This window comes from Alteromonas sp. H39, from assembly GCF_047556435.1.
Classification (GTDB): domain Bacteria; phylum Pseudomonadota; class Gammaproteobacteria; order Enterobacterales; family Alteromonadaceae; genus Alteromonas.
Genome location: NZ_CP180210.1, coordinates 1,000,000 through 1,022,793 on the forward strand (window position 1 = coordinate 1,000,000; position 22,794 = coordinate 1,022,793).

The window sequence follows — 22,794 nt, forward strand, 5'->3', positions numbered from 1 at the left end:
AGGGAATTTATAAGCCCGTATTCACTGTGCGCGCATATTTCCGACTTTCGGCATATAGGTATCAAACCACATTCCCATTTATGAATGAGGTCATTGTTCACAGGTAGCGTCAGTGAAATGCTTACACTCCCGATATTGGGAGTTGTATCGCGAAGGCCATGACATATTTCACTACAATTACTCACCGAATCACTGCGCTGGCGTCGGTGTCTGTCGCACGTAGTTTCAGGCTTGCAGGCCTCACTGGCATACTGTTGTTAGGCGGCTGTGGTGAATCGGTTGTGACAACGTCAAGCGAAACGCCCGATCCTGTTGTTGTCGATATCCCGGTGGCTTACGTTGCACGGGTACTGCCCGTGGATGAAGATGGCGAGCCGATAGGCAGCGATCTTCGCGAACCGTCCCAGTTCGTTCCCGGCGCAGCGCTGTATATCAAACCCCGTGCGGCGGTAAGTGCGCAGGCCAGAAATATCACCGATCAGGCATTTGTCACCGATCCTGAGTCAGATGTGCCGCCGATGTACGATGTAAAAGACATTGATGTATCCTTCGACGGCACACGGCTTATTTTTGCCATGCGCGCACCGGAAATCGAGAGCGCCGACGACGATGAGCAACCCACCTGGAATATCTGGGAATATGACCGCACAACTGACACGCTGCGGCGCATTATTGAGTCGGATATTGTCGCCGAAGCCGGCCAGGACACTGCGCCGACCTATCTGCCGGATGGCCGTATTGTATTTAGCTCTACCCGACAGCGTACCAATCAGGCGATCTTGCTGGATGAAGGTAAGCCGCAGTACGCCGGGCTGGAAGAAAGTCGACGCACCCATGCCTCAGTGCTGCATGTGATGGATGCGAATGGCACCGATATCACGCAGATTTCGTTTAACCAGAGTCACGATATCGATCCTCAGGTTCAGCCGGATGGCACTATCTTATTTTCTCGATGGGATCAGGCTGGTGGCGACAAAGGCATGCATCTTTATCGCGTGAACCCCGATGGCAGCGGACTGGCTATTGTCTACGGACGTCACAGCCACAATGTAAACGGTGAGACGAAACAGTTCGTGCAAAGCCGTCTGACTCCCGACGGACAAATTTTGGTAGCCGTCAGACCTTACCAGCGTGACACGTTGGGTGGCAATTTCGCGTTACTGGATACCGAAAATTTTATCGACAACACGACGCCGGTAGCTTCCTCTGACAGCCTGAGCGGACCGGCGCAGACGCCTGCTTTGTTTGACAATATCGACACCTCATTGCCCATTTCTCCCGGCGGCATCGTGGCTTCTGTTTACCCGTTGTGGGATGGCAGTGGTCGTCAGCTGTTTTCGTGGAGTCAGTGCCGGGTACTGGGCCCTGAAACCGAAGATGACAGCGCCCGACAAATCCTTCCGTGTACCGAAGAAAGACTGGCAGATGACAATGTCGAAGCGGCACCGGCGCTCTATGGATTGTGGATGTACGATCCGCAAACCCAGACGCAGCAGGTGATTGTTACGCCTGAAGAAGGCGTTGCGATGACCGAATTCGTGTCAATGGAAAGCCGCCCGTTCCCTGACGATTTTACCGGGCCTGAAAACTATGATGACGAGCTGGCGCAACAACAACGTGGAACGCTGCATGTTCGCAGCGTATATGACTTTGGTGGCGAAGACGCAAGTCCGTTTGGATTAAGCGCTACTGCCAATCCGGCACAAACCACGCCGCAACAACGTCCGGTACGCTTTATCCGCATAGAAAAAGGCGTATCGCAGCCCGATGATGACGTGCTGGAGTTAGACAACGATGCGTTTGGCCCGAACCGACGTCTTGGTATGCGGGAAATTATCGGTTATGCCGAAGTAGAGCCGGACGGGTCGGTAATGGTGGACGTGCCAGCGAATATTCCCCTCTCGTTCAGCTTTACTGATGAGGCCGGGAAGCGCGTTACCGGGCGGCATGATAACTGGTTACAGGTGGCCGCCGGAGAGGTAAAAACCTGTCATGGCTGCCATACTGCCGACAGCACCGCTCCGCATGGTCGTCCCGACGCAGAGTACGCGTCCATCAATGCCGGTGCAGCCTCTACCGGAAGCGGGTTTCCCGGCGCTAACCCAGCGCTCTTCGCGGATATGGGCGAAACCATGGCGCAAACCCGTCGCCGCGTATTAGGTGCGCATCAGGCCAGTGCCGATATGGTATTTGAAGACGTCTGGACAAACCCCCAAACCGACACACCAGCGGTGTCTTTCACGGTGACTTATGCAGATTTACAAACCGAATTACCGGTAACGCAGGGGTGTGCCCAAAACTGGACGGCATTGTGCCGAAGCGTTATTAATTTTCCCGACCATATACAGCCTCTGTTTGAGGCTGAGCGCGATATCACGGATGAGCTTGGGAACGTGACCGAAGTACGTACCTGTGTGTCTTGCCATGGGCCAATGAACAGCGACAGCGAGGCGCAGGTACCCGCTGCGCAGCTGGATTTGACTGCGAACCCGTCGCCGGATAACCCTAATCATACTGTCAGCTATCGTGAACTGTTGTTTGCCGATAACGCTCAGGAAGTCGTAGAGGGCATTTTGCGGGATGTGCAGGAAATCGTGGTCGATGAGAGTGGCAATATCGTTTACGAGCGGGATGAAGACGGCGAGCTCATTCTGGATGCCGACGGCAATCCTATCCCGGTGACCGCGCCGGTACCGGTTGCTGCAACGGCGCGTGCAGGGAGCGCACAGGCAAGTACAGCCTTGTTTCAGGTGCTGGAAAACGGGGCTCACGCTGGCTGGTTGTCAGCTGCTGAACGCAAGCTGCTGGCAGAGTGGCTGGATATGGGCGCGCAGTACTACAACAATCCTTTTGATGCGGTACAGGAGTAGCGCATGCGTTTGATTTCGCTAGCTCTGGCACTTCTGATAAGCAGCGTTGCAATCGCAGCAGAAGTGCAGGTGAAGGTGGTTGAACCCTACGCCGATATGCACACCGGTCCGGCAAGCGAGTATCCCGCTTTTCATGCGGTTGAGAGAGGGGAAGCCATTACCGTGATGTCTTCGCATACCGGCTGGTACAAGGTCCGCACTGCCAGAGGCATAGAGGGTTGGATCCCGGGGAGTGCGCTGGCCAAAACCATTTTGCAGGACGATAAAACGTTCCCAATTGACGATAAAGACTTCGATGCATTTCAGCAGCGACTGTTCGAGTTTTCGGTGTTTGCTGGTCGCATCGACAATACCAATGCACTTTCAGTAAATACTGCCTGGATAATAACCCCGAACATTGCCGCAGAAGCCAGCCTGACGCAGGCTCTGGGTGAGTTTTCTGAGAACCGGTTGTGGTTGGTGCGTTTGCAACACACTGCCTTTCCACAATGGCGTCTGTCGCCTTACTTCACACTGGGCGCCGGTCAGATCCAAACCACGCCTACGGCTACGCTGGTGCAAAGTGGCGCTCAAACCCGCACAAACGATCTGCTGGAAGTGGGCGTGGGCGTCAGATATTACCTGATCAAACAATTTAGTGTGCGCCTGGAATACAAGCGCCTGACAGCGCTGACAGAGCGCGATGCATTTGAGGAGTTAAACCAGTGGCAACTCGGCTTTTCCGTCTTTTTTTAACCGGTGGCCTGCTGGCCTCCGGGGTGGTTTTCAGCACGTTAGTCAACGCGCAGAGCAATGATGTACTTATTGAGCCTGAGCTTAAGCGTGATGTGGTAACTGAAGCTGATATTAACAGCAACGACTTTGAATTCGGCGCCTTTGCCGGAATGGTCAGCATTGAAGATTTCTCCTCCAGTGCTGTGTATGGACTGACAATCGGTTACCACGTTACAGAAAACCTGTTTGTAGAAGTGCAGGGCGGGATGGCTGAAGCGGGAAAAACCAGCTTTGAGAACCTGTCAGGCGGAGCGCCTCTTTTGACTGAGGATGAGCGCGATTATCAGTTTTACGATTTGTCGGTGGGTTACAACTTCAACGGCGAAATTTTTTTCACTGATGGCACCACCTTTAACACCGACTTTTATCTGACACTGGGAGGCGGCAGTACCTCATTTGGTGGCGACAACAAATTTACGTTAAGCCTCGGCGCAGGGTATCGGGTGTTGATTACCGATCACATTGCGCTGCGGCTTGATGTTCGTGACCGCATATTCAGTTCACAACTGACTGGCGAGAAAAAAGACACCCACAATCTGCAGTATACGCTGGGTGCCACGTTCTTTTTCTAAACAGAGGTAATGGTTATGAAAATCCATCCATTAAAAAGTTTTTCTGCACTGGGCATCCTTGTCATGGTGCTACTCGGACTGACAACTACCGTGACACAGGCCGCAACTGTTTCAACAGAAGCACCTGACTTTACGCTAAAAAGCCGCTCCGGCGACAACCTTCGTCTGAGTGAAGAGCGCGGTAATATCGTTATTGTAAATTTCTGGGCGTCCTGGTGTGGGCCGTGTCGTGAAGAACTGCCTGAATTTGAAGCGTTGTATCAGAGTTACGCTGATTTGGGAGTTACGGTGTACGCCGTTAACGTGGACGATGAGTCTGAGAAGGCGAACAAACTGCTGGAAGATCTTTCCGTATCCTTCCCGGTGCTGTATGACCCTGATGGTGAAGTCAGTGAGTTGTATGATGTATCCGCCATGCCTACCACGGTAATGATCGATCGTAACGGGGTTGCCCGCCTGATGCATAAGGGATACAAATCCGGCGATGAAGCCAAGTATGAAGAAGCGCTGCATCGCTTACTAAGAGAGTAACGTAATGAAACGCGCATGGCATATTACGATCATTCTCACAGGGACGCTGCTAAGTGGATGTGCATCGACGCTTACAGATATTGAACCCTGGGTAAAACCTTATGAGCGCAGCAATCTGGCTGACCCGATCATGAGCGCAAACCGCAATCCGGTAGCGCTGGCGTATACCAAGCACGTGCATGAAGCCAGAGAAGGGGCACGGGGCGCGGATGGCGGTGCCGGAGGCGGTTGTGGGTGTAACTAAACGCCTGCTGGCGTTATTGGCTCTGCCGTTCGTAAGTGCAGGCGCACTTGCAGCAGTGTTACCGGCCGACCGGGCAGATGCCATGTATCACAGCTACAGCGGTGATGGCGTGTCTATCGACGGCCCCTCGATTTTGCTGCGTAAAAAGGCGGGCAACAACTGGTCGTTCTCGGCCAATTATTATGTCGATACAATATCCGGCGCGTCAATCGATGTACGCGCCACTGCCAGCCCCTATAAGGAAGAGCGCACAGAAACCTCCGTCGGTGTGGATTATGTTCACAATAAAACCTCTATGGCGATGAGTTACACCAACTCCAGCGAAAATGACTTCGAGGCTAATTCAGTGTATTTCGGCGTCAGTCAGGACTTTTTTGGCGATCTGACCACACTGTCGATGAGCTATTCCCGCGGAGAGGATGACGTAGGCCGCCGTGGTGATGCGTCATTTGCAGAAGAAGCGCAGCGACAGAAACTTGGTGTAGGACTGACGCAGGTACTTACCAAAAACCTGATTGTCGGCATAAATGCCGAAAACGTATCAGATGAGGGCTACCTGAATAATCCTTACCGGGCGATACGGTATCGTGACGCGGACAGTGCCAGAGGCTTTTCGTTTATGACCGAAGTTTACCCGCAAACCCGCGTGAGCAATGCCTTTTCCGTCAATGCCAACTACTATCTGCCATACCGTGCCAGCCTGTACTCAGACATGCGCTACTATACCGATACCTGGGGCATAGAGGCAGGGAATGCAAAATTTGGTTATATACACACATTTGGGGATGACTGGATCCTCGATTTTCATGTACGGTATTACCAACAGGATCAGGCTGACTTCTATCAGGATCTTTTCTCGCGCCCCGATGAATACAATTTCATGGCGCGCGATAAGGAACTGAGCACATATCAAAGTGTTTCCACTGGCTTTAAAGTCACGTATGAGTGGCAGTTTTCTTCACAAAGAATAGTAGAAAAAAGCTCAGTAAACCTTGAATATGACTACATGAAGTTTGATTATGATAACTTTCGTGATGTCACTGACGACGCGCCGGTCGGCGAAGAAGCGCTTTTTGGTTTCAGCGCTAACGTGATTCGTCTTTATTTGTCGGTTTGGTATTAAGGCGTGCGTTCGCTACAGTCACAGGCTGTGGTGAAAAGCGAGCACGTTTAAGGGAGAACGCTACATGAAAAAATGGTTAGCCACTCTGGCTACAGCGACACTGCTTTGCATGAGCGCGGGTAACGTGTCACTGGCACAGGAGGATGCCACCTCAGCACCAGGAACACTCGAGTCAGACATTGAGGACTTAAAAAAAGCCTTAATTAATCTCAACCGCGATCTGTTTATTCTTGAACAGGATCTGCTTTTCCCATCCAGTACACAGGTCGCTGTGTATCTTTCGGTCGATACCGGAGCTTACTTTTCCCTGGATGCCGTTGAGCTGAAAATTGACGATGAAGAAGTCACGCACTACCTGTATACCGATCGTCAGATTGACGCGCTGCATCGTGGTGGTATCCAGCGTCTGTTCGTTGGCAATGTGAATCAGGGAGAGCATGAACTCACCGCCTTTTTCGTTGGCTATGGGCCAGAAGGTCGGGCTTATAAACGGGCTGTCTCGCTGACATTCGAAAAGTCAGGCAAGCCTGCCGCGCTGGAATTACGGATCCGCGACGAAGCGTCGAAACAGCAACCTGAATTTACTGCAACAGTGCTTTAAGGAATGATGAAACCCACTCACCTTCGCTGGTGCATCGCACTGTTTTTAGCAACTTGCAATGCCAGTGCCCAGGAGCCTGCCGACAATACTGATCCCATGTCACGCATTCACCTTGGCGAGGCGGTTTATGCGTTGTATGAATCAGATCCCTTCAACGCCCTGACACAGATAGCGGTATCTCAACAACGGGTACTGGAGCCTGAAGACCGGCGTCAGCTTAACCTCATTCATGGCGGCGTATCGCTGGGGTGGGGGATGCCTGGCGATGCGCAGCAGGCATTGCAGAGCGTGCTGAATGATCCGCAAAGCGACCTCAAGACCCTGATCCGGGCACGATACTGGTTAAGCCGACTGTATTTTTCCCAGGCCTACGAAGGTAAAGCCAAAGTTCACTATCAGGACATTGCCGACTATGCCGCATCCGATGCGCGCGGCGATACCTCTTATCTGACTGAAGCGCAGTGGGATCAGCTTCACTATATGGCAGCCAATATCGACATACTGGCGGGCAAGGAAAGTGCATTTTTCGATAAGCTCACCAACACCGATATCGAAACCTATTATTTACTTTATAACCGCGGTGTGCAGGCTTTCGCTGCCAACCAATTCCGCGAGGCAGAGCAATTGTTCGCCAGAGCACAACAGGGACTGGTAACAAATCTGGCGCCGGTAGAAGCCCCCAAACAAAGCTGGCTTAGCTGGCTTGGCATAAACCCTGATCCTACACCAGAGAAGGTAGATAAAAACGAGTTTCAGGCACTGCTTAATCAAATTCTGCTGGCCCGCGGTCAAACGTTGCTGGCTGAAGGTAAGCTGGCACCGGCAACCGACGCATTTGGTCAAATCAAGGGGCAGACGCTGGCGCGGGATGAGGCGCTGCTTGGCTATGGCTGGGCATTGGCGCAGGGTGACGACTGGCCAATGGCAATGGGGATCTGGCAGTTTCTCACCGAACAACCCGAAAATTTATATACGCTTCAGGCACGTCATGCGTTAGGTCTGGGGTATGCCAGACACAAAGGTTATCAGGACGCGCTTATCCATTTTGAAACCCTGGATAACGCATTAACCGAGGCTGTGGCCGAACTGGACGCGCTGAAAGCGCAAATTTCAGACAGCGCTTACTGGGCGGCAATCGGCAGCGCGCTATCGGAGTCCAATGATGTGCAGTCCGTTCCTGATGCCTATGCTGCCTGGCCTCAGGTTCACCGTGATATTTTAAAACGTATTGTTACAACCGACGCGCAGCAGTCGAGCTACTCACTGTTACAACATCTGCGCACATTGTCTGATATGCAGCGCGTGCTTGCCGCAAAGGAAAAAAGTGTCGGCCAGTTCGCTACGTTGATAAAAGAGCGACGAATTGAACACGCCCGGCGCGTGCGAGCCATTGATACCGCTTCACATGATGAGACGCTACAGGCCATCAGCCAGCAGGCGGATGCGCTTGAGCAGCGTGTAAACAGAGCTATGGAGGTGGCAAAGGCTCCTTCCTCAGACAGTGCGTATTTTGACGCGATTGCCGCGCTCGCAAAGCCAGAGCAGCAGGCGACACTGGCGCGTATTAGTGAAGCTGAAGAAACGCTTCAAAGAATACTCGCAAGTCAGGAACTTAAACCTGAATATAAAGCGCGACTGGCGCGCATAAAAAGCATTATACAGTGGCAAATTGATGATCAGTTTGTACCGCTGGCATGGCAGTATAAAAACCAGCTTGCGTCACTTCAGGCGTTACGGGACGAGGCTGAAATCAGGCTTAACGCTTTAAACGAACTGGTTGAGAACCCGATGATTTTTGATGCGCAGGAGACCCGCGTGGAGCGTGCAAGGCAGCAGGTGGCAATGCGTCAGCAGGAAACAAACCGATTGATTGATGTGGTAACACAAACCTTGATTGCACGAACAGAAGACGCGTTGGAAACACGCCGTGCGTACCTGCTGGATCAGCAAACGACCACACGTTTAGCCTTATTGCAGTTGCGTGACCGCTGGCAGCCTGACTCGCAGGGAGGGCAGCCATGATATCCCGCTTTCATAACCCATCATTACTTAGCGCAAGTGTAATTTCGGCGCTGATACTCGCCGGTTGTGCTACTGCTCCGCAGGAAGACACGCAGGTTGTTGCCACGCAAACCGATACGCCATTGCTGAACTCTCTGAATATCAAGCCGGTTTCGGTGACCCCCAGTGAAGCGCCCATTGCCCCACTGACCGAGCTACGGGACGGCTATGGCGTGATCCTGGAAAAACTTAACGACCCTGAACTGGCACAGCACATTCAGCTGAGGCTGGGAGATGTTGAGATGCTGCTGGCAGAAAAGCATCAGGCAGCAGGCACGCAGGATCCGAAAAGCAGCGACAACAGCAAAGCGTGGCAACGCGCGATTGATACCTACGAGGCGTTGCTGGCCACCTATCCGGATGAAAAAACGCAGGAAGAAATACTGTACCAACTGTCCAGGGCGTATGACTTGCAGGGACAGACTGAGAACAGTGTCCGCGTGTTAACGCAGCTGTTGAAGGTGCAACCTGATTCTATTCACGCATCAGAGGCGTGGTTTCGTCTGGGCGAGGCCCATTATAGTAATGACCGCTACCGGGAGGCCGCCAGAGCCTATCGCAACAGTATGGAGGTGGATGCCTCGGGTAACTTCTTTGTCATGTCAGCGTACATGAAAGGATGGTCGCACTATAAGCTTGAGCAGTTTGGTAATGCACTGGAAGCGTTCGATACGATGGTCGACGCCAGTTTCTCTGCGCTACCGGAAGCGGTATTTGCGTTTAACGGAACCCCGCCTGAAGTTGCCATGCTGCCAAAAGGTGAACAAAAGCTGGTTTCAGATGCACTGCGCGTCATGGCTATTCTGTTTTCCTATCGGGGCGACGGCAAAGCCATCGCAGAATTTTACGCTGATCGTGAGCCTGCGCCACACAGTTATCTGGTGTACGACGAACTGGCACAGCAACATTTGAATAATGACCGTTATCAAGACGCTGCTGATGTATATCTGGCGTTTGCATATCACCATGTTTCGCATCCGCTGTCTGTGGCGTTTTATGTCAAACATGTGGATGCGTACCTGTTGGGCGAGTTCCCGTCACTGGCGCTGGAGGCGAAAGCCGGTTTTGTGAATACGTTTGGCCGCACTTATGGTGTCTGGGATGAGTGGTCTGAGATCTACAGAGAAAAGTCGTCACCTTACCTCAGGGAATACTTAACTACGCTGTCTCAGTCTGAGCACAGCATCGCGCAGACGCTGGCGAAAACCAAGCCGGATGCGAGCCTGAATGAGCGTCAGGCGAAAATGGTGCGGGCACTGACCGATGTACAAAAAGACAAAGCCTACGCAAAGGCAGCGCGATACTACCGAGAGTTTATCAGCCTGTTTCCTGACGATGAGAGCACGCCGGATATGCAGTTCTTTCTGGCAGAGAGTTTATTCGAAGCGCAACAGTTCGCGGAATCTGTAGACGCCTACGAAACCTTTGCGTATGCCAACCTGAGCCATGAAAAGTCGGCGGAAGCGGCATATTCGGCACTGCTCGCGCACAATGAAATGGCGCTGGCCGGGAGTGGAGATACTGACGCGCAGAATGCCAGCAGAAAACGGTTTGTCGATACATTTACCGGCGATCCGCGTGTTCTGCCTGTGGCGCAGACCCTCATGCAATATTACTTTGATAACCAGCAATATGTGCAGGCCGCACAGTGGAGCGACTGGTTACTAGCTTATCAGCCTCCGGAAGGGGTAACTTTTACCCGCGAGGACGAAAACGCTGCGATAGTGGTTAAAGCGTACAGCCTTTACGGGTTGGAACACTATGCCGATGCGCAGCCGGTAGTTGAGCAATTGCTGACCCGTTTGCCTGCCTCAGATCCCAGAGTCGATGAGCTGAAACGTGCGTATGCCACTATCCTTTATCGTCAGGCAGATAGCGCCGTGGCGCAAAATAATCTGCCGGTAGCCATCACGTTTCTGGAAACCCTGATTGCGTCGCTGCCTGACAGTGATGCCAGAATTAATGCCCAGTACGATGTGATCAGTCACTTATTGACTGCACAGCGGTATGAAGAAGCGCAGCGCTGGCTGCTGGACTTTGAGAGTCGGTTCCCCGCGAATCCTCTTCAGGAAACGATCCCCGATAAGCTGCTGTTTGTCTACGAACAAACCGGTCAGTGGGACCGTGCCGCTGTTCACTTGCTAGCAACTTATAAGCAGTCTCCCACCACAGATGCCGGCCGCGAAGCACTGTGGCAGGCGGCGGAATATTTTGAACAGGCCAATATGAATTCAGAGGCCTTAGCTGCCTACCGTGACTACGCCCATGCGTTCCCCGAGCCCTTCTCTCAGGCAACAGAAGCGCGCTATAAAATGAGCGAATTTTATCTGGCGAGGGGCGATGAAGCGAAACGCCGGTACTGGCTGAAAAAGCTGATGGACGCACAGGACGCTGCTGGCGATAAGGCAACAGGCCGTTCGCGGACACTGGCTGCAATGAGTGCAATGGTATTTGCCACTGATGCCGAAACGGTCTTTGAGCGCATTAAACTCACGGCACCACTGCGCGCGTCGCTGGTGGATAAGCGCGAAGCACTGGATAACGCGCTGGCGTCTTTCAATAAGGTTATCAGTTATGGTGTCAGAGATTACGTTACCGAAGCCAATCACCGGCTTGGTGAACTGTATCTGACGTTGGCGAAAGATTTGATGGACTCTGAACGCCCGGAGGGGTTGTCCGCACTGGAATCAACGCAATACGACATCTTGCTTGAAGAACAGGCGTTTCCGTTTGAAGAGAAGGCGATAGACGTTTATGAGCTTAACGCGGCGCGAATTCCAGATGGTATTTATGATGAATGGATAAAGGCCAGTATGGCAAAGCTGGCGGCGTTATTGCCGGTTCGTTATCGCAAAGAAGAAATCACCGAGGTGCTTGATGAAGCCGATTTTTAAGCACGTATTGCTGGCGGGTCTTTGCCTGGGGATGGCCGCCTGTGCGACGAAGCCGGATACCGCACCTTCGCCTAATCCAGAAGCTGAAGAAACGGTAACGGAGTCGACGCCCCAAGTGGCAGATCCTAACGTTAAAAACGGACAGGCGCTGCTTGCCTCGATGAATTTGTACCAGCAAGCTAAAAAGCCGCTGACAGACGAGACCAAAGCATTGCTGGGTAAAGCACAGGATGCGGTACAAAGCGGAGAGCGCGTCGATGCCGCCGGTTTGCTGGCACGACTGATGGCGCACCCTCAGCGTACCGCAACCATGTATGTGTTGCAGGGTGACTATGCCTTGCAGACCGGGGAGGCGGATAAAGCGCAGGATTTTTACCGGCAGGCAGTCAATGCCAATCCATATACGTATTTTGCGCATAATCGCATTGCTACCCTGCTCAGAGCAAAAGGGTTGTTTGATGAGGCGCTGATGCATTACAACCGGGCACTGGATGGCTGGGCAGGCTATGCGCCAGCGTATCGGAACCGGGGCATTCTTTATGATTTATATCTTGGAGATAAAGCGAAGGCGAAAGCCGACTATGAGCGCTACCGGGATATCCAACTGGCAAAACAGGATGACTTTGCCAGTACATCTGAAGGTCGTGAAATTAATGCCTGGATTGCAGATTTATCACGCCAGATGGCGCAGACTGGAGGTCGCTGATGAAAACCGCTCTGACTATTTTCACATTGTTGGTGCTGTTGCCTTACAACGCCATGGCGCAGTCGGAAACACGCACTGAAAATAATGAGCCCTTGCGTCTGGAAGATACAATCAGGGGGAATAAGGAGCAACCCCGGGTACTGAGTATTGTGCCCTGGCAATTGCCAAAGTACCGTCCTATTGAAGGCGCGCTGGACTGGCAGCCCAGCCTGATATCGCCCCGGCCAATACATCGTGACAGCTTTACCCGACAGCTGTCAGTAGAACAGGTTATGCAGGGAAGCGGTGCAACAACAGAGCACGATTGACAATAGCGTTGCGGCTGGCATTTCATCTGTCACAGGTGGCTGATGAGGTCTCGGCAATACGTATAAACCCGGCCTGATATGTTAGTCAGGCGATAACGAAAACAACGGTAAATTGCGGTACAACAACGCAATACTGAAATTAAAGTGAGAGTTAGGTATGGATTTCTTCAATGTTGTGGTTCGCTTCTTCCAGGAAGGTGGCCCGTTTATGTTTCCCATTTCGCTGGTACTGGCATTAGGTATTGCTATTGCCATTGAGCGTTATGTGTTTCTGATCAACGCCAAAAGAACCAACAAGAGAGCGTTTGCGGAAATCGAGCCTATGCTCAATGCAAAGCAGTACGACTCCATTGTGCGATTAAGTGAGCGTGATGGCGCGCCAGTTACCAGGGTGATTGGTGCCGGTATTGCTCGCTTACAACTAAGCCCTCGGCGCGAAGATGTAGAATACGCAATGGAAGAAGGATTAATGGAAACCATTCCGCGTCTTGAGAAGCGTACCCCTTACCTGGGTACACTGGCGAACATTGCCACGTTGCTGGGTCTGTTAGGAACGATCATAGGTCTGATTGCCGCCTTCTCGGCGGTGGCCAATGCCGATCCGGCAGAAAAAGCGAGCCTGCTCTCTCAAAGTATCTCGGTGGCTATGAACACCACAGCCTTTGGTCTTATTTCTGCGATCCCACTACTGGCATTTCACGCCATGCTGCAAACCAAAACCACAGAGATTGTGGATAGCATGGAAATGGCAGGTGTGAAGTGCATTAACCTGTTGATGGCCAGAAAAACCTTATCTGCAAATACCCGCGCGTCTGACGAGTAATTCCCATGATGCTTAGAAGGCGAGTAAAGCGCCCTAAAGCCGATGCAGAGCTGGATATTACCTCGTTCATGAATCTCATGATCGTGTTGGTACCTGTGCTCTTAATGATGATGGTGTTTTCCCGTATTACCGTGATTGAACTGAGTCTGCCTGGTTTACAGGGCGAGAGTGCGGCAGAAGTCATCGAGCAGGAAAACCTGGAAGTACTGGTGGGAGAAGAAGGGATTGCCGTATTTTTTCCAGAAGGTTATTTGATTAAGGCCCTGCCTGTGAAAACGCAGGAAAATGGTGCGGTAGTGCAGGACTGGGACGGTTTGCAGCTTATTCTTAGACAGCTTAAGCAAACGCTGCTGGCAAAAGGGGCTGAGAAACAAGACGTGACTTTGCTGATAAATGATTCCGTGCCGTACCAGCAAATAGTGACATTGCTGGAAACAACGCGCTCATATAAAGATGTGGTCGCAGCGTCGGTCGTCGATGCAGAGCTGTTTCCTGAAGTCGGCTTTGCAGAGGTACCTGCGGATTTGTCTGACTTAAACGCAATCCTTAGCGCCTCGCAACAGAACGATGATGCGCGTGCCGGAGGTGCCGAATGAAGCAGTCTATGCGTGCCAAAAGAATGGAACGCCATCATAAGCGTCAGTCACAACAGGCGAAACTGAGTCTGGTGTCACTGATGGATATATTTACCATCCTGGTCTTTTTTCTCATGCTTAATGCGTCCGATGTCCAGGTGCTGGACAATCACAAGTCGGTGACGCTTCCGGAGGCGACATCCGAAACGCCAGCCAGAGAGACGTTATTGCTGCTGGTTAATAACCAGAGCCTGATATTGCAGGGGCAAAAAATTGCGAATGTCAGCGACGTGATGCAACAGGGCGAAGACACCATCGACGCACTGGCAAGCGAACTGAATTATCGAAAAAAGCGTCGGCAGCTCTCTGACATAGCTGCAGCGCAGGAAGGCGAAGGCCTGCCTATTACCATTATGGGTGATGAGACAGTGCCTTATGCATTGCTTAAGAAAATTATGGCTACCTGCGCCAGTGAAGGCTATACGGATGTCGCGCTTGCAGTAGAGCAGATCCCGTCTGCGCAGGGGGATTCATGAGTGCTGTTGTAATGAACTCTCAGCTACCCTGGTCGTCGTCGGATCAGGAAAATAAGCGCTTTACACGTATTTCAGTGGTGGTGCTGGCGCTGACAATACTGTTGGCCGTTATTGTGCAACTTACCGAGATACCGCCAGTGCCCCGCGAAGAGGAAGAGAAGCTGCCTCCACAACTGGCAAGAATAATTGAAACGGTTGAATTGCCTCCTCCGCCGGAAGTGAAGCCGGAGCCAGAGCCTGTGGTAGAGGAAACACCACCCCCGCCGGTGGAGACGCCAATACCGGAAGAGAAACCCGAGCCAAAGCCGGAACCGGTGAAAAAAGTCGAGCCGAAGCCGGAGCCAAAGCCGGAACCAACGCAGGAAGAAAAGGTGGCGGAAGCCAGAGAAAATGCGAAAAAGTCTGGGTTGCTGGCGTTTCAGGATGATCTGCTAAGTATGCGAGAGAGTGCGAACCTGGATAATCTGGCCGACACGCAAATGATTGAGGGAGCCGGGCAGGCCGAAAAAACAGAGCGTAAGCGCATTGCCGCCGACCAGGTTACGCAAACCAGTGGTGGTGTACAGAATGCAGAAGTCAGCCAGAATATTGGTGCGCGTGGAGAGTTGGCGGGCCGCCGCACGACAGAGTTTGCCGCCCCTGAAGAGGGCGCGGCCTCGCTGGCAGCGAAACGTATTGAAGAAGAGTCTGAAGTGATAGGTAATCGCGATCTGGCCTCAATCCGGAAGATGCTGGATGCCAATAAAGGCGCAGTGTACTCCCTGTATCGTCGGGCATTACGAGAAGATCCTGCACTGCAGGGGAAAGTGACGATGAAACTGACGATTGAACCAGACGGCTCGGTCTCTGACATCAGTATTGTGAACAGTGAGCTCAATAATCCTGATTTGGAAAACAAGCTACTGGCCAGGGTGGCGATGATCAATTTCGGTGCACAAAATGTGTCACAAACGCAACTGGAATACGCCTTCAACTTCTTGCCTTACTAGCGAGCGGTAATTAGTCGTCAGTGGTGATCTGCCCCGAGGCTAAAGGTAAGCCGGGTGAGGCTCGTGTCACCACTGTATCCGCTTTTACCGTTTTCCAGTCAGCGCCTCAATACGCTTTTCAAGAGGTGGATGACTGGCAAACAGGGCCTGAACTTTACCGGCACTTATAGCAAACGCCGCCATCTCGTCTGGCATCGGCGGTGCGTTTTGGTGCTGCTTTAGCCGCATCAATGCAGCGGCCATGCTGCGTCGGCTGGTCAAGGCGGCACCGCCCGCGTCAGCCCGAAACTCACGATAACGCGAAAACCACATCACTATCATCATCGCCAATACACCCAAAATCAGCTCAGCAATGATAGACACAATCCAAAATGCAGGGCCGTGTCCACGTTCTACCCTAAACATGACTCTGTCTACAATGAAGCCAATCACTCTGGATAGGAATACAACGAAAGTATTCATTACGCCTTGTAATAAAGCCATGGTAACCATGTCACCGTTAGCAACGTGACTGACTTCGTGCGCTAGCACCGCCTCTACTTCATCGTCGCTCATACCGCGCAGCAGGCCGGTACTGACTGCAACCAGCGCGTTGTTTTTATTCCATCCTGTAGCAAAAGCATTAAGTGAAGGGTGTTCAAAAATGCCTACCTCAGGCATCCCAATTCCTCTGGCGTCAGCCTGACGTTGCACGGTTTGTAACAACCAGCGCTCGGTGTTGTTGGCTGGCCTGTCAATCACGTGAACTCTCATGGAACGTTTGGCAAGAAATTTAGAGAGAAAAAGCGATATAAAAGAACCTGCAAATCCAATCACCGCAGAATAGATAAGCAACGCGTTAAGGTTAAGATCGACGCCATTTTGCCTTAGCAAACTGTCAATACCGAACAAACTGAAAGTGAGACTAAGTAACGCCAGAATGGCGATATTGGTGCCTAGAAAAAGAAATATACGTAACACTGCCAACGTCCTCCGACTGATTTACCTGAGAATATGGATGCGTTCCACTCAATTAACAAGATTTGTCATGAGGTATATCGATACTATTTTCCAATTCATGAAGCCGGACCCGATAAGCGCAAACGGATGTCGGGAAAAGCATGTATTTTTGACAGAAGCTACACTAATACAGCTTCAGACTTTCAAATGGATGGTGAATTTGAAAAGTGCAAGGTCAGTTGTGAGTAACGGGTTTATATTTAGGCCCGTCACAGACACGGTCGCAAAGTGAGGTTGAACCTGCCTCACGCACTACGGTAACTGTTTTATGCAAAAAGTGGTTAGGTCCAGGTTTGTTTATGGCGTAAAAACGTACCAGGCGACTTGATAACTCATCATGTGGACGCTGTCTACCGGCGTGAGGCTGGCTGGCAGCGTTCTGCCATTCCGGCCTCTCGCAGAGACGAGAAAATCCAGAAAACGGATAGCTGAAAACACAGTGCTATCATCGTCACACTTGCTCCGAGGATCACATCACTGGTGAGTGCGACACTTACCAAGAAGACCACTGCAACGAGGCTGCAGGTTACCAGTACAGACTTTGTCATAACGATTACCGTTTGTTATCTCAGGGTAAGTATCTGCGACGCGCGGCAGAGGGGAAAGACGGACTTTTCTATGGTGATAATCTGATTAGTCGATTAAACCGGCGTGGCAACGCATGTAGCGTCAGTGGTTTCACCCCATGATCCTGCCAGCAAAGAATGTCAGCGCCATCTTTATGAAGCGCCAAAGTACGCTGGGACGCTGACAGCGATGGTAAGTCAGACAAGTACGTAGTGAGCCAAAAAACCAAGTCCGGTGATAACCGCAATCAGCAGCCATACCGGCATTGACGCCTTCCGTAATGCCAAAAAACCAAGCACAATGATAATCACGTCGATGAGGCCTGTAACTGACGTGAGTACCAAAGAATTCACCCACACAGCCGCGAGGATCCCAACCACAGAAGCATTGGCTCCGGCCAGCGCATTGGTGGCACCAGGCATGGCGATAAGCCTCGACCAGAAGGGCAGGATACCCATCACCAGCAAAAACCCGGGAAGGAACAATCCGGCCGTGGCCAGCAGTGCGATTGTCGACGCAGGGGCGGAAGTGGGGATCAGCGCGCCCAGGTAAGTAGATAACGTAAACAAGGGGCCGGGCATTCCCTGCACCATACCATAACCGGCCAAGAAGGCATCAGAGCTAATCCAGCCGTTATCCACAACAGTGCTTTGCAGCATCGGCAAGACCACGTGTCCGCCCCCAAACACCAGCGCGCCAGGCTGATAAAATGCGTAGAAAACCGACAGTGGACCTGGCTGGGGCCCTGTTACCAGCGGCAGGCTGACAAATAACAGCAAAAACACTGACAGCAGGCAAACACCCGCCACCGGCCCCGGCGCCCGCAGTGCGACAGCAGGTGGTTTCGCCGATTCTGAACATAGCCGCCATCCCGCCAGTGCTGCCAGAATGATGATTGCCATGTACAGCCAGATTGTATTGATTAATAACACCGCTATCAGCGCTGCTAACCCAATTATCCGTCTGGGGATATCGGGGCAGAGGTTTCTGAACATAGTGAGAACAGCATCTGCCACAATAATGCAGGCGGTCAGTTTCAGGCCATGAATGACGGCGGTTGCACTGCCCGTCAGCAACGTCAGTCCATTAGCAAAACCAAACATGAGCAACGACGACGGCAGGGTGAATCCGACAAAGGCTGCCAATGCGCCAGCAATTCCTCCTCGCTGATATCCCAGCATAAAGCCAAGCTGACTGCTGGCAGGGCCTGGCACAAACTGACTTAGTGACAACAACTGCGCGAACTGGGCATCATTCAGCCAACGATATTTCTCAACAAAGGCGTGACGAAAATAACCAATATGAGCAGTGGGGCCACCAAACGCAGTAACTCCCAGTATTAAAAAACGCACAAATATTTCTTTCATAGTGCCTTTAGCAGTATCAATTCAGCCGGATTTTTCATTACAGTGTATGACGAAACGGAGTCAGACTGAATGGCCAGATAACCTCATGCGCGGCTACTCTGTGTCGATAACTGTCGAATGATTAAAATAGGGGGATTCAAGGCAGTCATTGCCCGATTATCCGGTTTACATCTGTAGGGAGAAGACAATCAACGGAAAGTTGGGGCGTACCGGGATCATTATCACGGTTTTTTTGCTATGCTGCTCTGGTCAGAAAACGAGTAAGCCTGCTGAGCTGGTAAGTGCCTGATTTCAAAAAGTGCAGAAAGTCAGCAGATAACTCGTGAACCCCATAATGCTTATGTGTGTGAAAAAGGAAAACGATGAAGAACATACTTTGGATATCACTGGCGATGCCGCTGTTATTCGCCTGCTCAGAACCAGTGAAAGACAACAATGTTACGGCTGAGAACAGCGAGAGCAAAGCTCAGGTTGGCAGCGACACCTCAGCGATAGAAGCGGGCAAAGACTATCACTCTTTTGCCAATCCGGATGAAATAACGGTAAAGCATATCGACCTGGATTTAACGGCGGACTTTGACAATAAGCAGCTAACAGGCAGTGCAACGCTGACAGTAGAGCGCCAGAAGGACGCTGCAAACACGCTGGTACTGGATACCCGCGAGCTGGATATCGACAGTGTGACAGTAGCAGGCGAGCCCGTTGAATATACGATGGGGGAAACCGATCCCGCACTGGGTACGGCGTTGTCTATCACGCTGCCTGAATCTGCGACTACGGTAACCGTAAACTATGCCACTTCACCGGAAGCCTCAGGCGTGCAGTGGCTGACGCCAGCCCAAACTGCCGGCAAACAACACCCGTTTTTGTTCACACAGGCTCAGGCGATACATGCACGCAGCTTTATTCCGCTGCAGGATTCTCCGCAGGTTCGGGTAACGTACGATGCCACTATTCGTACGCCTGACGAATTGCTGGCTGTGATGAGTGCCGCGAACGATCCGGACACGCCCCGCGACGGCGTGTATGAGTTCACCATGCCCCAACCGGTACCCTCTTACCTGATTGCGCTGGCCATCGGCGATCTTGAATTTAAGGCGATGGGCAAGCGCACCGGTGTCTATGCTGAACCCTCGATGCTTGACGCCGCGGCAGCGGAGTTTGAAGATACTGAAAGTATGCTCGAAGCCACAGAAGATAAATACGGACCGTACAGCTGGGATCGTTACGACTTACTGATCCTGCCACCATCGTTTCCGTTTGGCGGCATGGAAAACCCACGTCTGTCGTTTATCACGCCTACGGTGATTGCCGGCGACAAAAGTCTGGTTTCTCTGATTGCCCATGAGCTGGCACACAGCTGGTCAGGCAATACGGTGACGAACGCCACATGGCGCGACCTCTGGCTGAATGAAGGCTTCACGACTTACCTGACCTACCGCATTATGGAAATGATTTACGGTCATGACCGCTATCGCATGGAAGCGGTTCTTGGCTATCAGGATCTGCAGGAAGACATCAATGCGCTACCCGACAACGATGAAATACTGGCTATTGACTTACGAGGCCGGGATCCGGATGACGTGTTCTCTGACGTTCCCTATGAGAAAGGCGCGTTATTTTTAAGAGAAATTGAGCAAAAAATTGGTCGGGCAAACTTTGATGCATTTTTAGTGCAGTACTTTGATCACTTTGCGTTTCAGAGTATTACCACCGATGAGTTCATCGCTTATCTGGATGAGACGCTATTGAAAAAGTACCCGGAGAAGCTGGACCGGGAGCGTGTGCTGGCGTGGATTTTCGAGCCGGGCCTGCCTGAGGGCGCGCCGGTGCCAACATCCGAAGCATTCACCATCATCGATGAGCAACGCACGGCATGGCTGGACGGCGAAAAGGCGGCTGCCGACATTGCGACACAGGACTGGACCGTACACGAGTGGTTATACTTTCTGAATAACCTGCCGACCGAGCTTAGTGACGAACAGCTCGCGGAACTCGACAGTGCGTTCTCACTGACCCAAAGTAAAAATAATGAAATTGCACATAGCTGGTTGCTGATGGCCGTGCAGAACGAGTACAAGCCTGCCTACGACAGACTGTATGAGTATCTGGTAAGTATTGGTCGTAACAAACTGGTGAAACCGCTGTATCGCGAATTATCAAAAACGCCGGAAGGCAAAGCCTTTGCAGCTAAAGCGTTTGAAGAGGCCAAACCGGGTTACCACCCATTAACGATTAAAGCGAACGAAGGGTTTGTAAACCCCTAGTCGTTTTGCGCTGCACCTTTGCGGTATCTGGCAGCGGCTGATACCGGTCAGGGTCCCAGGTCTACTCTGAAACCGCGTGCAACATTCGTTGCCACGCGGTTTTTTTACTTTAGCTATCGCTGGAACCTTTTGTGTGGCAAGGCCTTTCAAGCTGTTAAAAAACAAACCGCGAGACCTCAGGCAGAATAAACAACAGTTTTGCCGGTGTAACGGATTTCCCCTTACAACAATAACGCGAAAACGCTGCCGCTATCGGACGAAGAGTGACATTCAGACAGGTCCTGAAAAAGCGAGCTGTGTCCGGCAGGCTGTGATCCTAATGCTATGCTAGTGGCGTTTTAACACTATTACCTCATCACATTTCTCAGGGAGGAAACATGGTTCGTTTATGGATAATTCTCACGCTATCTATGTGCAGCTTTTTGTCTAACGCAAACACCGATATCAGCGGTGACTGGCAGGGAGAGTTGAAGGTACAGGAGGGCATGGTGTTACCGCTGGTGCTGCACCTTAGCAAAACCGGCGATACCTATCAGGCAACCCTCGACAGTCCTAGTCAGGGAGCAACGAACATTCCGGTGAATCTGGTTACTTTTGATGCCCCCGAGCTCATGCTGGATATTCAGGCCATAGGGGCTAAATACGAAGGTACGGTGTCGTCAGCGAAAATAGAGGGCACTTTCAGTCAAATGGGGCGTTCATTTCCGTTAACGTTAATGCGGCAAACCTCCACCCAGGCCAAAGCCAATAAAGATGCCATGGCACGCCCGCAAGAGCCTGAGCCGCCTTATCCCTACCACGTTGAAGAGGTCACGGTAACGCATATCAGTGAAGATTTCTCTTTGGCGGGTACGCTTACGCTACCTGACGACGAAGGCCCGTTCCCCGCGGCAATCCTTATTACCGGATCAGGCCCACAGGACAGAGACGAAACCCTGGCCGGACACAAGCCATTTAAAGTGATTGCCGATTACCTTACCCGGCAGGGTATTGCGGTATTGCGGGCGGATGACCGCGGCGTTGCCGGATCAGGTGGCACCTTTGAAGGTGCGACACTTGAGGATTTTGCAACAGATGTCGCATCGTTGTATCAGTATCTTAGCGATAGAAGCGACATTGAGACCGATCAGATTGGATTAATCGGGCATAGCGAAGGGGGCATGACCGGCCCGCTGTTCGCGATGGAACAGGATAACGTGGCCTGGATGGTATTGCTTGCTGCGCCTGGCGTTTCTGGACGCGAAGTGTGGCTCACGCAACAGCGCGACTTTGCGGAGGCTTATGGCGCACCGGACCCAGATGCTGCGTACAGTGTGATGGCAAAAGCGCTGGAACTGGCTGAAAAAGACCATTCCGAAGATGAAGTCTTTGCGTTTCTCATCGCCCAGGGACTGCCAGAGCAAAGTGCACGCATGAACGCCCGGTTTATGACCGGGCCCTGGGGCAGTTCGTTTTTGCGCTATGATCCTGCTGCGGTGCTGCCGACATTGTCGATACCGGTGCTGGCAGTCTACGGCGAAAAAGACAGTCAGGTAGCTGCTATGCCCAACGCTAAGGGCATTCAGGACTTATATAAAAAAAGCAACAATACGCTGCTAACAGTAAAGACACAGCCTGCACTTAATCATTTGTTTCAGCATGCTGAATCGGGATTACCTGATGAATATGCGCGCATTACCGAGACCTTTGATGAAGCTACGCTGGCGCTGATGGCTGATTGGATCCTCCGGCAACAGCCTTAATCGTAACCTGAACCGTCAGGGACGGGCAGGGCGCAGTGCCGCAGTAGGTGACATGCGCTGTGCAATATCAATAGGCATGCACAAAAAGCTGCATCAAACGCCATGAGCAAAAGCCATAGCGAAAGCTGTACCCGTAGGTGCGGCTGTCGCTACCAACAGTGAATAACAGGTAGCCGATCCGGTTCAGGCCAGCTGCTCGCCTCGCCATCTGCCATCCCGCTTGCCTGAAACACGTCCCGCACTTT

Annotated in this window: 20 protein-coding genes; 17 read left to right on the plus strand and 3 right to left on the minus strand. The window is 51.9% G+C overall.

From position 1 onward, the window contains the following. Nucleotides 1–158: 158 nt before the first annotated feature. From ACLBLI_RS04310 to ACLBLI_RS04380, 15 genes are all read left to right on the plus strand, one after another. Nucleotides 159–2,870, plus strand: a complete 2,712-nt coding sequence (locus ACLBLI_RS04310) for a hypothetical protein (RefSeq protein ID WP_414829928.1) — start codon at nucleotides 159–161, stop codon at nucleotides 2,868–2,870. Between the two features lie 3 nt (nucleotides 2,871–2,873). Further along, nucleotides 2,874–3,605: an outer membrane beta-barrel protein gene (locus ACLBLI_RS04315; RefSeq protein WP_414829929.1), complete on the plus strand. Its 732-nt coding sequence runs from the start codon at nucleotides 2,874–2,876 to the stop codon at nucleotides 3,603–3,605. Continuing rightward, entirely contained in the window at nucleotides 3,575–4,216 is a 642-nt protein-coding gene (locus ACLBLI_RS04320) for an outer membrane beta-barrel domain-containing protein (protein ID WP_414829930.1), read from the plus strand. Before ACLBLI_RS04315 ends, ACLBLI_RS04320 begins: the two co-directional genes overlap by 31 nt. A gap of 15 nt (nucleotides 4,217–4,231) precedes the next feature. Further along, on the plus strand, nucleotides 4,232–4,747 hold the full coding sequence (locus ACLBLI_RS04325) for a peroxiredoxin family protein (protein ID WP_414829931.1): 516 nt from the start codon (nucleotides 4,232–4,234) through the stop codon (nucleotides 4,745–4,747). A 4-nt stretch (nucleotides 4,748–4,751) separates the two neighbouring features. Beyond that, nucleotides 4,752–4,991 carry a DUF4266 domain-containing protein gene (locus ACLBLI_RS04330; protein WP_414829932.1) on the plus strand — a complete coding sequence of 80 codons (240 nt, stop codon included), beginning with the start codon at nucleotides 4,752–4,754 and terminating at the stop codon, nucleotides 4,989–4,991. Continuing rightward, complete coding sequence (locus ACLBLI_RS04335; RefSeq protein ID WP_414829933.1) at nucleotides 4,978–6,114, plus strand: DUF3570 domain-containing protein; 1,137 nt, start codon at nucleotides 4,978–4,980, stop codon at nucleotides 6,112–6,114. Before ACLBLI_RS04330 ends, ACLBLI_RS04335 begins: the two co-directional genes overlap by 14 nt. Nucleotides 6,115–6,178: 64 nt before the next feature. Continuing rightward, nucleotides 6,179–6,715, plus strand: a complete 537-nt coding sequence (locus ACLBLI_RS04340; protein WP_414829934.1) for a hypothetical protein — start codon at nucleotides 6,179–6,181, stop codon at nucleotides 6,713–6,715. A 3-nt stretch (nucleotides 6,716–6,718) separates the two neighbouring features. Further along, nucleotides 6,719–8,737 carry a hypothetical protein gene (locus ACLBLI_RS04345; protein WP_414829935.1) on the plus strand — a complete coding sequence of 673 codons (2,019 nt, stop codon included), beginning with the start codon at nucleotides 6,719–6,721 and terminating at the stop codon, nucleotides 8,735–8,737. After that, nucleotides 8,734–11,670, plus strand: coding sequence for a tetratricopeptide repeat protein (locus tag ACLBLI_RS04350; RefSeq protein WP_414829936.1), 2,937 nt, complete (start codon nucleotides 8,734–8,736; stop codon nucleotides 11,668–11,670). Before ACLBLI_RS04345 ends, ACLBLI_RS04350 begins: the two co-directional genes overlap by 4 nt. Beyond that, entirely contained in the window at nucleotides 11,654–12,376 is a 723-nt protein-coding gene (locus tag ACLBLI_RS04355) for a tetratricopeptide repeat protein (protein ID WP_414829937.1), read from the plus strand. The genes ACLBLI_RS04350 and ACLBLI_RS04355 overlap by 17 nt, the downstream gene beginning before the upstream one ends. Next, nucleotides 12,376–12,684: a hypothetical protein gene (locus tag ACLBLI_RS04360; RefSeq protein ID WP_414829938.1), complete on the plus strand. Its 309-nt coding sequence runs from the start codon at nucleotides 12,376–12,378 to the stop codon at nucleotides 12,682–12,684. Before ACLBLI_RS04355 ends, ACLBLI_RS04360 begins: the two co-directional genes overlap by 1 nt. Before the next feature lie 157 nt (nucleotides 12,685–12,841). Next, a complete protein-coding gene (locus ACLBLI_RS04365; RefSeq protein ID WP_414829939.1) occupies nucleotides 12,842–13,507 on the plus strand; it encodes a MotA/TolQ/ExbB proton channel family protein in 666 nt (221 codons plus the stop codon). Nucleotides 13,508–13,512: 5 nt separating this feature from the next. Continuing rightward, the gene (locus ACLBLI_RS04370) at nucleotides 13,513–14,103 is read left to right on the plus strand and encodes an ExbD/TolR family protein (RefSeq protein ID WP_414829940.1); all 591 of its coding nucleotides are present in this window, start codon (nucleotides 13,513–13,515) and stop codon (nucleotides 14,101–14,103) included. Then, on the plus strand, nucleotides 14,100–14,618 hold the full coding sequence (locus tag ACLBLI_RS04375; protein WP_414829941.1) for an ExbD/TolR family protein: 519 nt from the start codon (nucleotides 14,100–14,102) through the stop codon (nucleotides 14,616–14,618). Before ACLBLI_RS04370 ends, ACLBLI_RS04375 begins: the two co-directional genes overlap by 4 nt. Next, on the plus strand, nucleotides 14,615–15,607 hold the full coding sequence (locus tag ACLBLI_RS04380) for an AgmX/PglI C-terminal domain-containing protein (protein ID WP_414829942.1): 993 nt from the start codon (nucleotides 14,615–14,617) through the stop codon (nucleotides 15,605–15,607). Before ACLBLI_RS04375 ends, ACLBLI_RS04380 begins: the two co-directional genes overlap by 4 nt. Nucleotides 15,608–15,691: 84 nt before the next feature. Here the strand turns inward: ACLBLI_RS04380 and htpX are convergent, their stop codons facing one another. The 3 genes from htpX to chrA form a co-directional block, all read right to left on the minus strand. Next, nucleotides 15,692–16,567 carry a protease HtpX gene (gene htpX, locus ACLBLI_RS04385; protein ID WP_414829943.1) on the minus strand — a complete coding sequence of 292 codons (876 nt, stop codon included), beginning with the start codon at nucleotides 16,565–16,567 and terminating at the stop codon, nucleotides 15,692–15,694. A 389-nt stretch (nucleotides 16,568–16,956) separates the two neighbouring features. Then, entirely contained in the window at nucleotides 16,957–17,154 is a 198-nt protein-coding gene (locus ACLBLI_RS04390; RefSeq protein WP_414829944.1) for a hypothetical protein, read from the minus strand. A gap of 216 nt (nucleotides 17,155–17,370) precedes the next feature. Next, nucleotides 17,371–18,525, minus strand: coding sequence for a chromate efflux transporter (chrA, locus tag ACLBLI_RS04395; RefSeq protein ID WP_414829945.1), 1,155 nt, complete (start codon nucleotides 18,523–18,525; stop codon nucleotides 17,371–17,373). Between the two features lie 377 nt (nucleotides 18,526–18,902). Here chrA and ACLBLI_RS04400 point away from each other — a divergent pair, with 377 nt between their 5' ends. Further along, the gene (locus ACLBLI_RS04400; RefSeq protein WP_414829946.1) at nucleotides 18,903–20,807 is read left to right on the plus strand and encodes a M1 family metallopeptidase; all 1,905 of its coding nucleotides are present in this window, start codon (nucleotides 18,903–18,905) and stop codon (nucleotides 20,805–20,807) included. Nucleotides 20,808–21,184: 377 nt separating this feature from the next. After that, entirely contained in the window at nucleotides 21,185–22,549 is a 1,365-nt protein-coding gene (locus ACLBLI_RS04405) for an alpha/beta hydrolase family protein (protein ID WP_414829947.1), read from the plus strand. The last annotated feature ends 245 nt before the right edge of the window (nucleotides 22,550–22,794 follow it).

Excerpts from the sequence above, each read along its gene's own strand:
- ACLBLI_RS04370 (WP_414829940.1), top strand. The coding sequence starts at position 13,513 with ATGATGCTTAGAAGGCGAGTAAAGCGCCCTAAAGCCGATGCAGAGCTG.
- ACLBLI_RS04350 (WP_414829936.1), top strand. The coding sequence starts at position 8,734 with ATGATATCCCGCTTTCATAACCCATCATTACTTAGCGCAAGTGTAATT.
- ACLBLI_RS04365 (WP_414829939.1), top strand. The coding sequence starts at position 12,842 with ATGGATTTCTTCAATGTTGTGGTTCGCTTCTTCCAGGAAGGTGGCCCG.
- ACLBLI_RS04360 (WP_414829938.1), top strand. The coding sequence starts at position 12,376 with ATGAAAACCGCTCTGACTATTTTCACATTGTTGGTGCTGTTGCCTTAC.
- ACLBLI_RS04400 (WP_414829946.1), top strand. The coding sequence starts at position 18,903 with ATGAAGAACATACTTTGGATATCACTGGCGATGCCGCTGTTATTCGCC.
- ACLBLI_RS04310 (WP_414829928.1), top strand. The coding sequence starts at position 159 with ATGACATATTTCACTACAATTACTCACCGAATCACTGCGCTGGCGTCG.
- ACLBLI_RS04325 (WP_414829931.1), top strand. The coding sequence starts at position 4,232 with ATGAAAATCCATCCATTAAAAAGTTTTTCTGCACTGGGCATCCTTGTC.
- ACLBLI_RS04330 (WP_414829932.1), top strand. The coding sequence starts at position 4,752 with ATGAAACGCGCATGGCATATTACGATCATTCTCACAGGGACGCTGCTA.
- ACLBLI_RS04375 (WP_414829941.1), top strand. The coding sequence starts at position 14,100 with ATGAAGCAGTCTATGCGTGCCAAAAGAATGGAACGCCATCATAAGCGT.
- ACLBLI_RS04340 (WP_414829934.1), top strand. The coding sequence starts at position 6,179 with ATGAAAAAATGGTTAGCCACTCTGGCTACAGCGACACTGCTTTGCATG.
- ACLBLI_RS04405 (WP_414829947.1), top strand. The coding sequence starts at position 21,185 with ATGGTTCGTTTATGGATAATTCTCACGCTATCTATGTGCAGCTTTTTG.
- ACLBLI_RS04315 (WP_414829929.1), top strand. The coding sequence starts at position 2,874 with ATGCGTTTGATTTCGCTAGCTCTGGCACTTCTGATAAGCAGCGTTGCA.
- ACLBLI_RS04345 (WP_414829935.1), top strand. The coding sequence starts at position 6,719 with ATGATGAAACCCACTCACCTTCGCTGGTGCATCGCACTGTTTTTAGCA.
- ACLBLI_RS04380 (WP_414829942.1), top strand. The coding sequence starts at position 14,615 with ATGAGTGCTGTTGTAATGAACTCTCAGCTACCCTGGTCGTCGTCGGAT.
- ACLBLI_RS04390 (WP_414829944.1), bottom strand. The coding sequence starts at position 17,154 with ATGACAAAGTCTGTACTGGTAACCTGCAGCCTCGTTGCAGTGGTCTTC.
- ACLBLI_RS04355 (WP_414829937.1), top strand. The coding sequence starts at position 11,654 with ATGAAGCCGATTTTTAAGCACGTATTGCTGGCGGGTCTTTGCCTGGGG.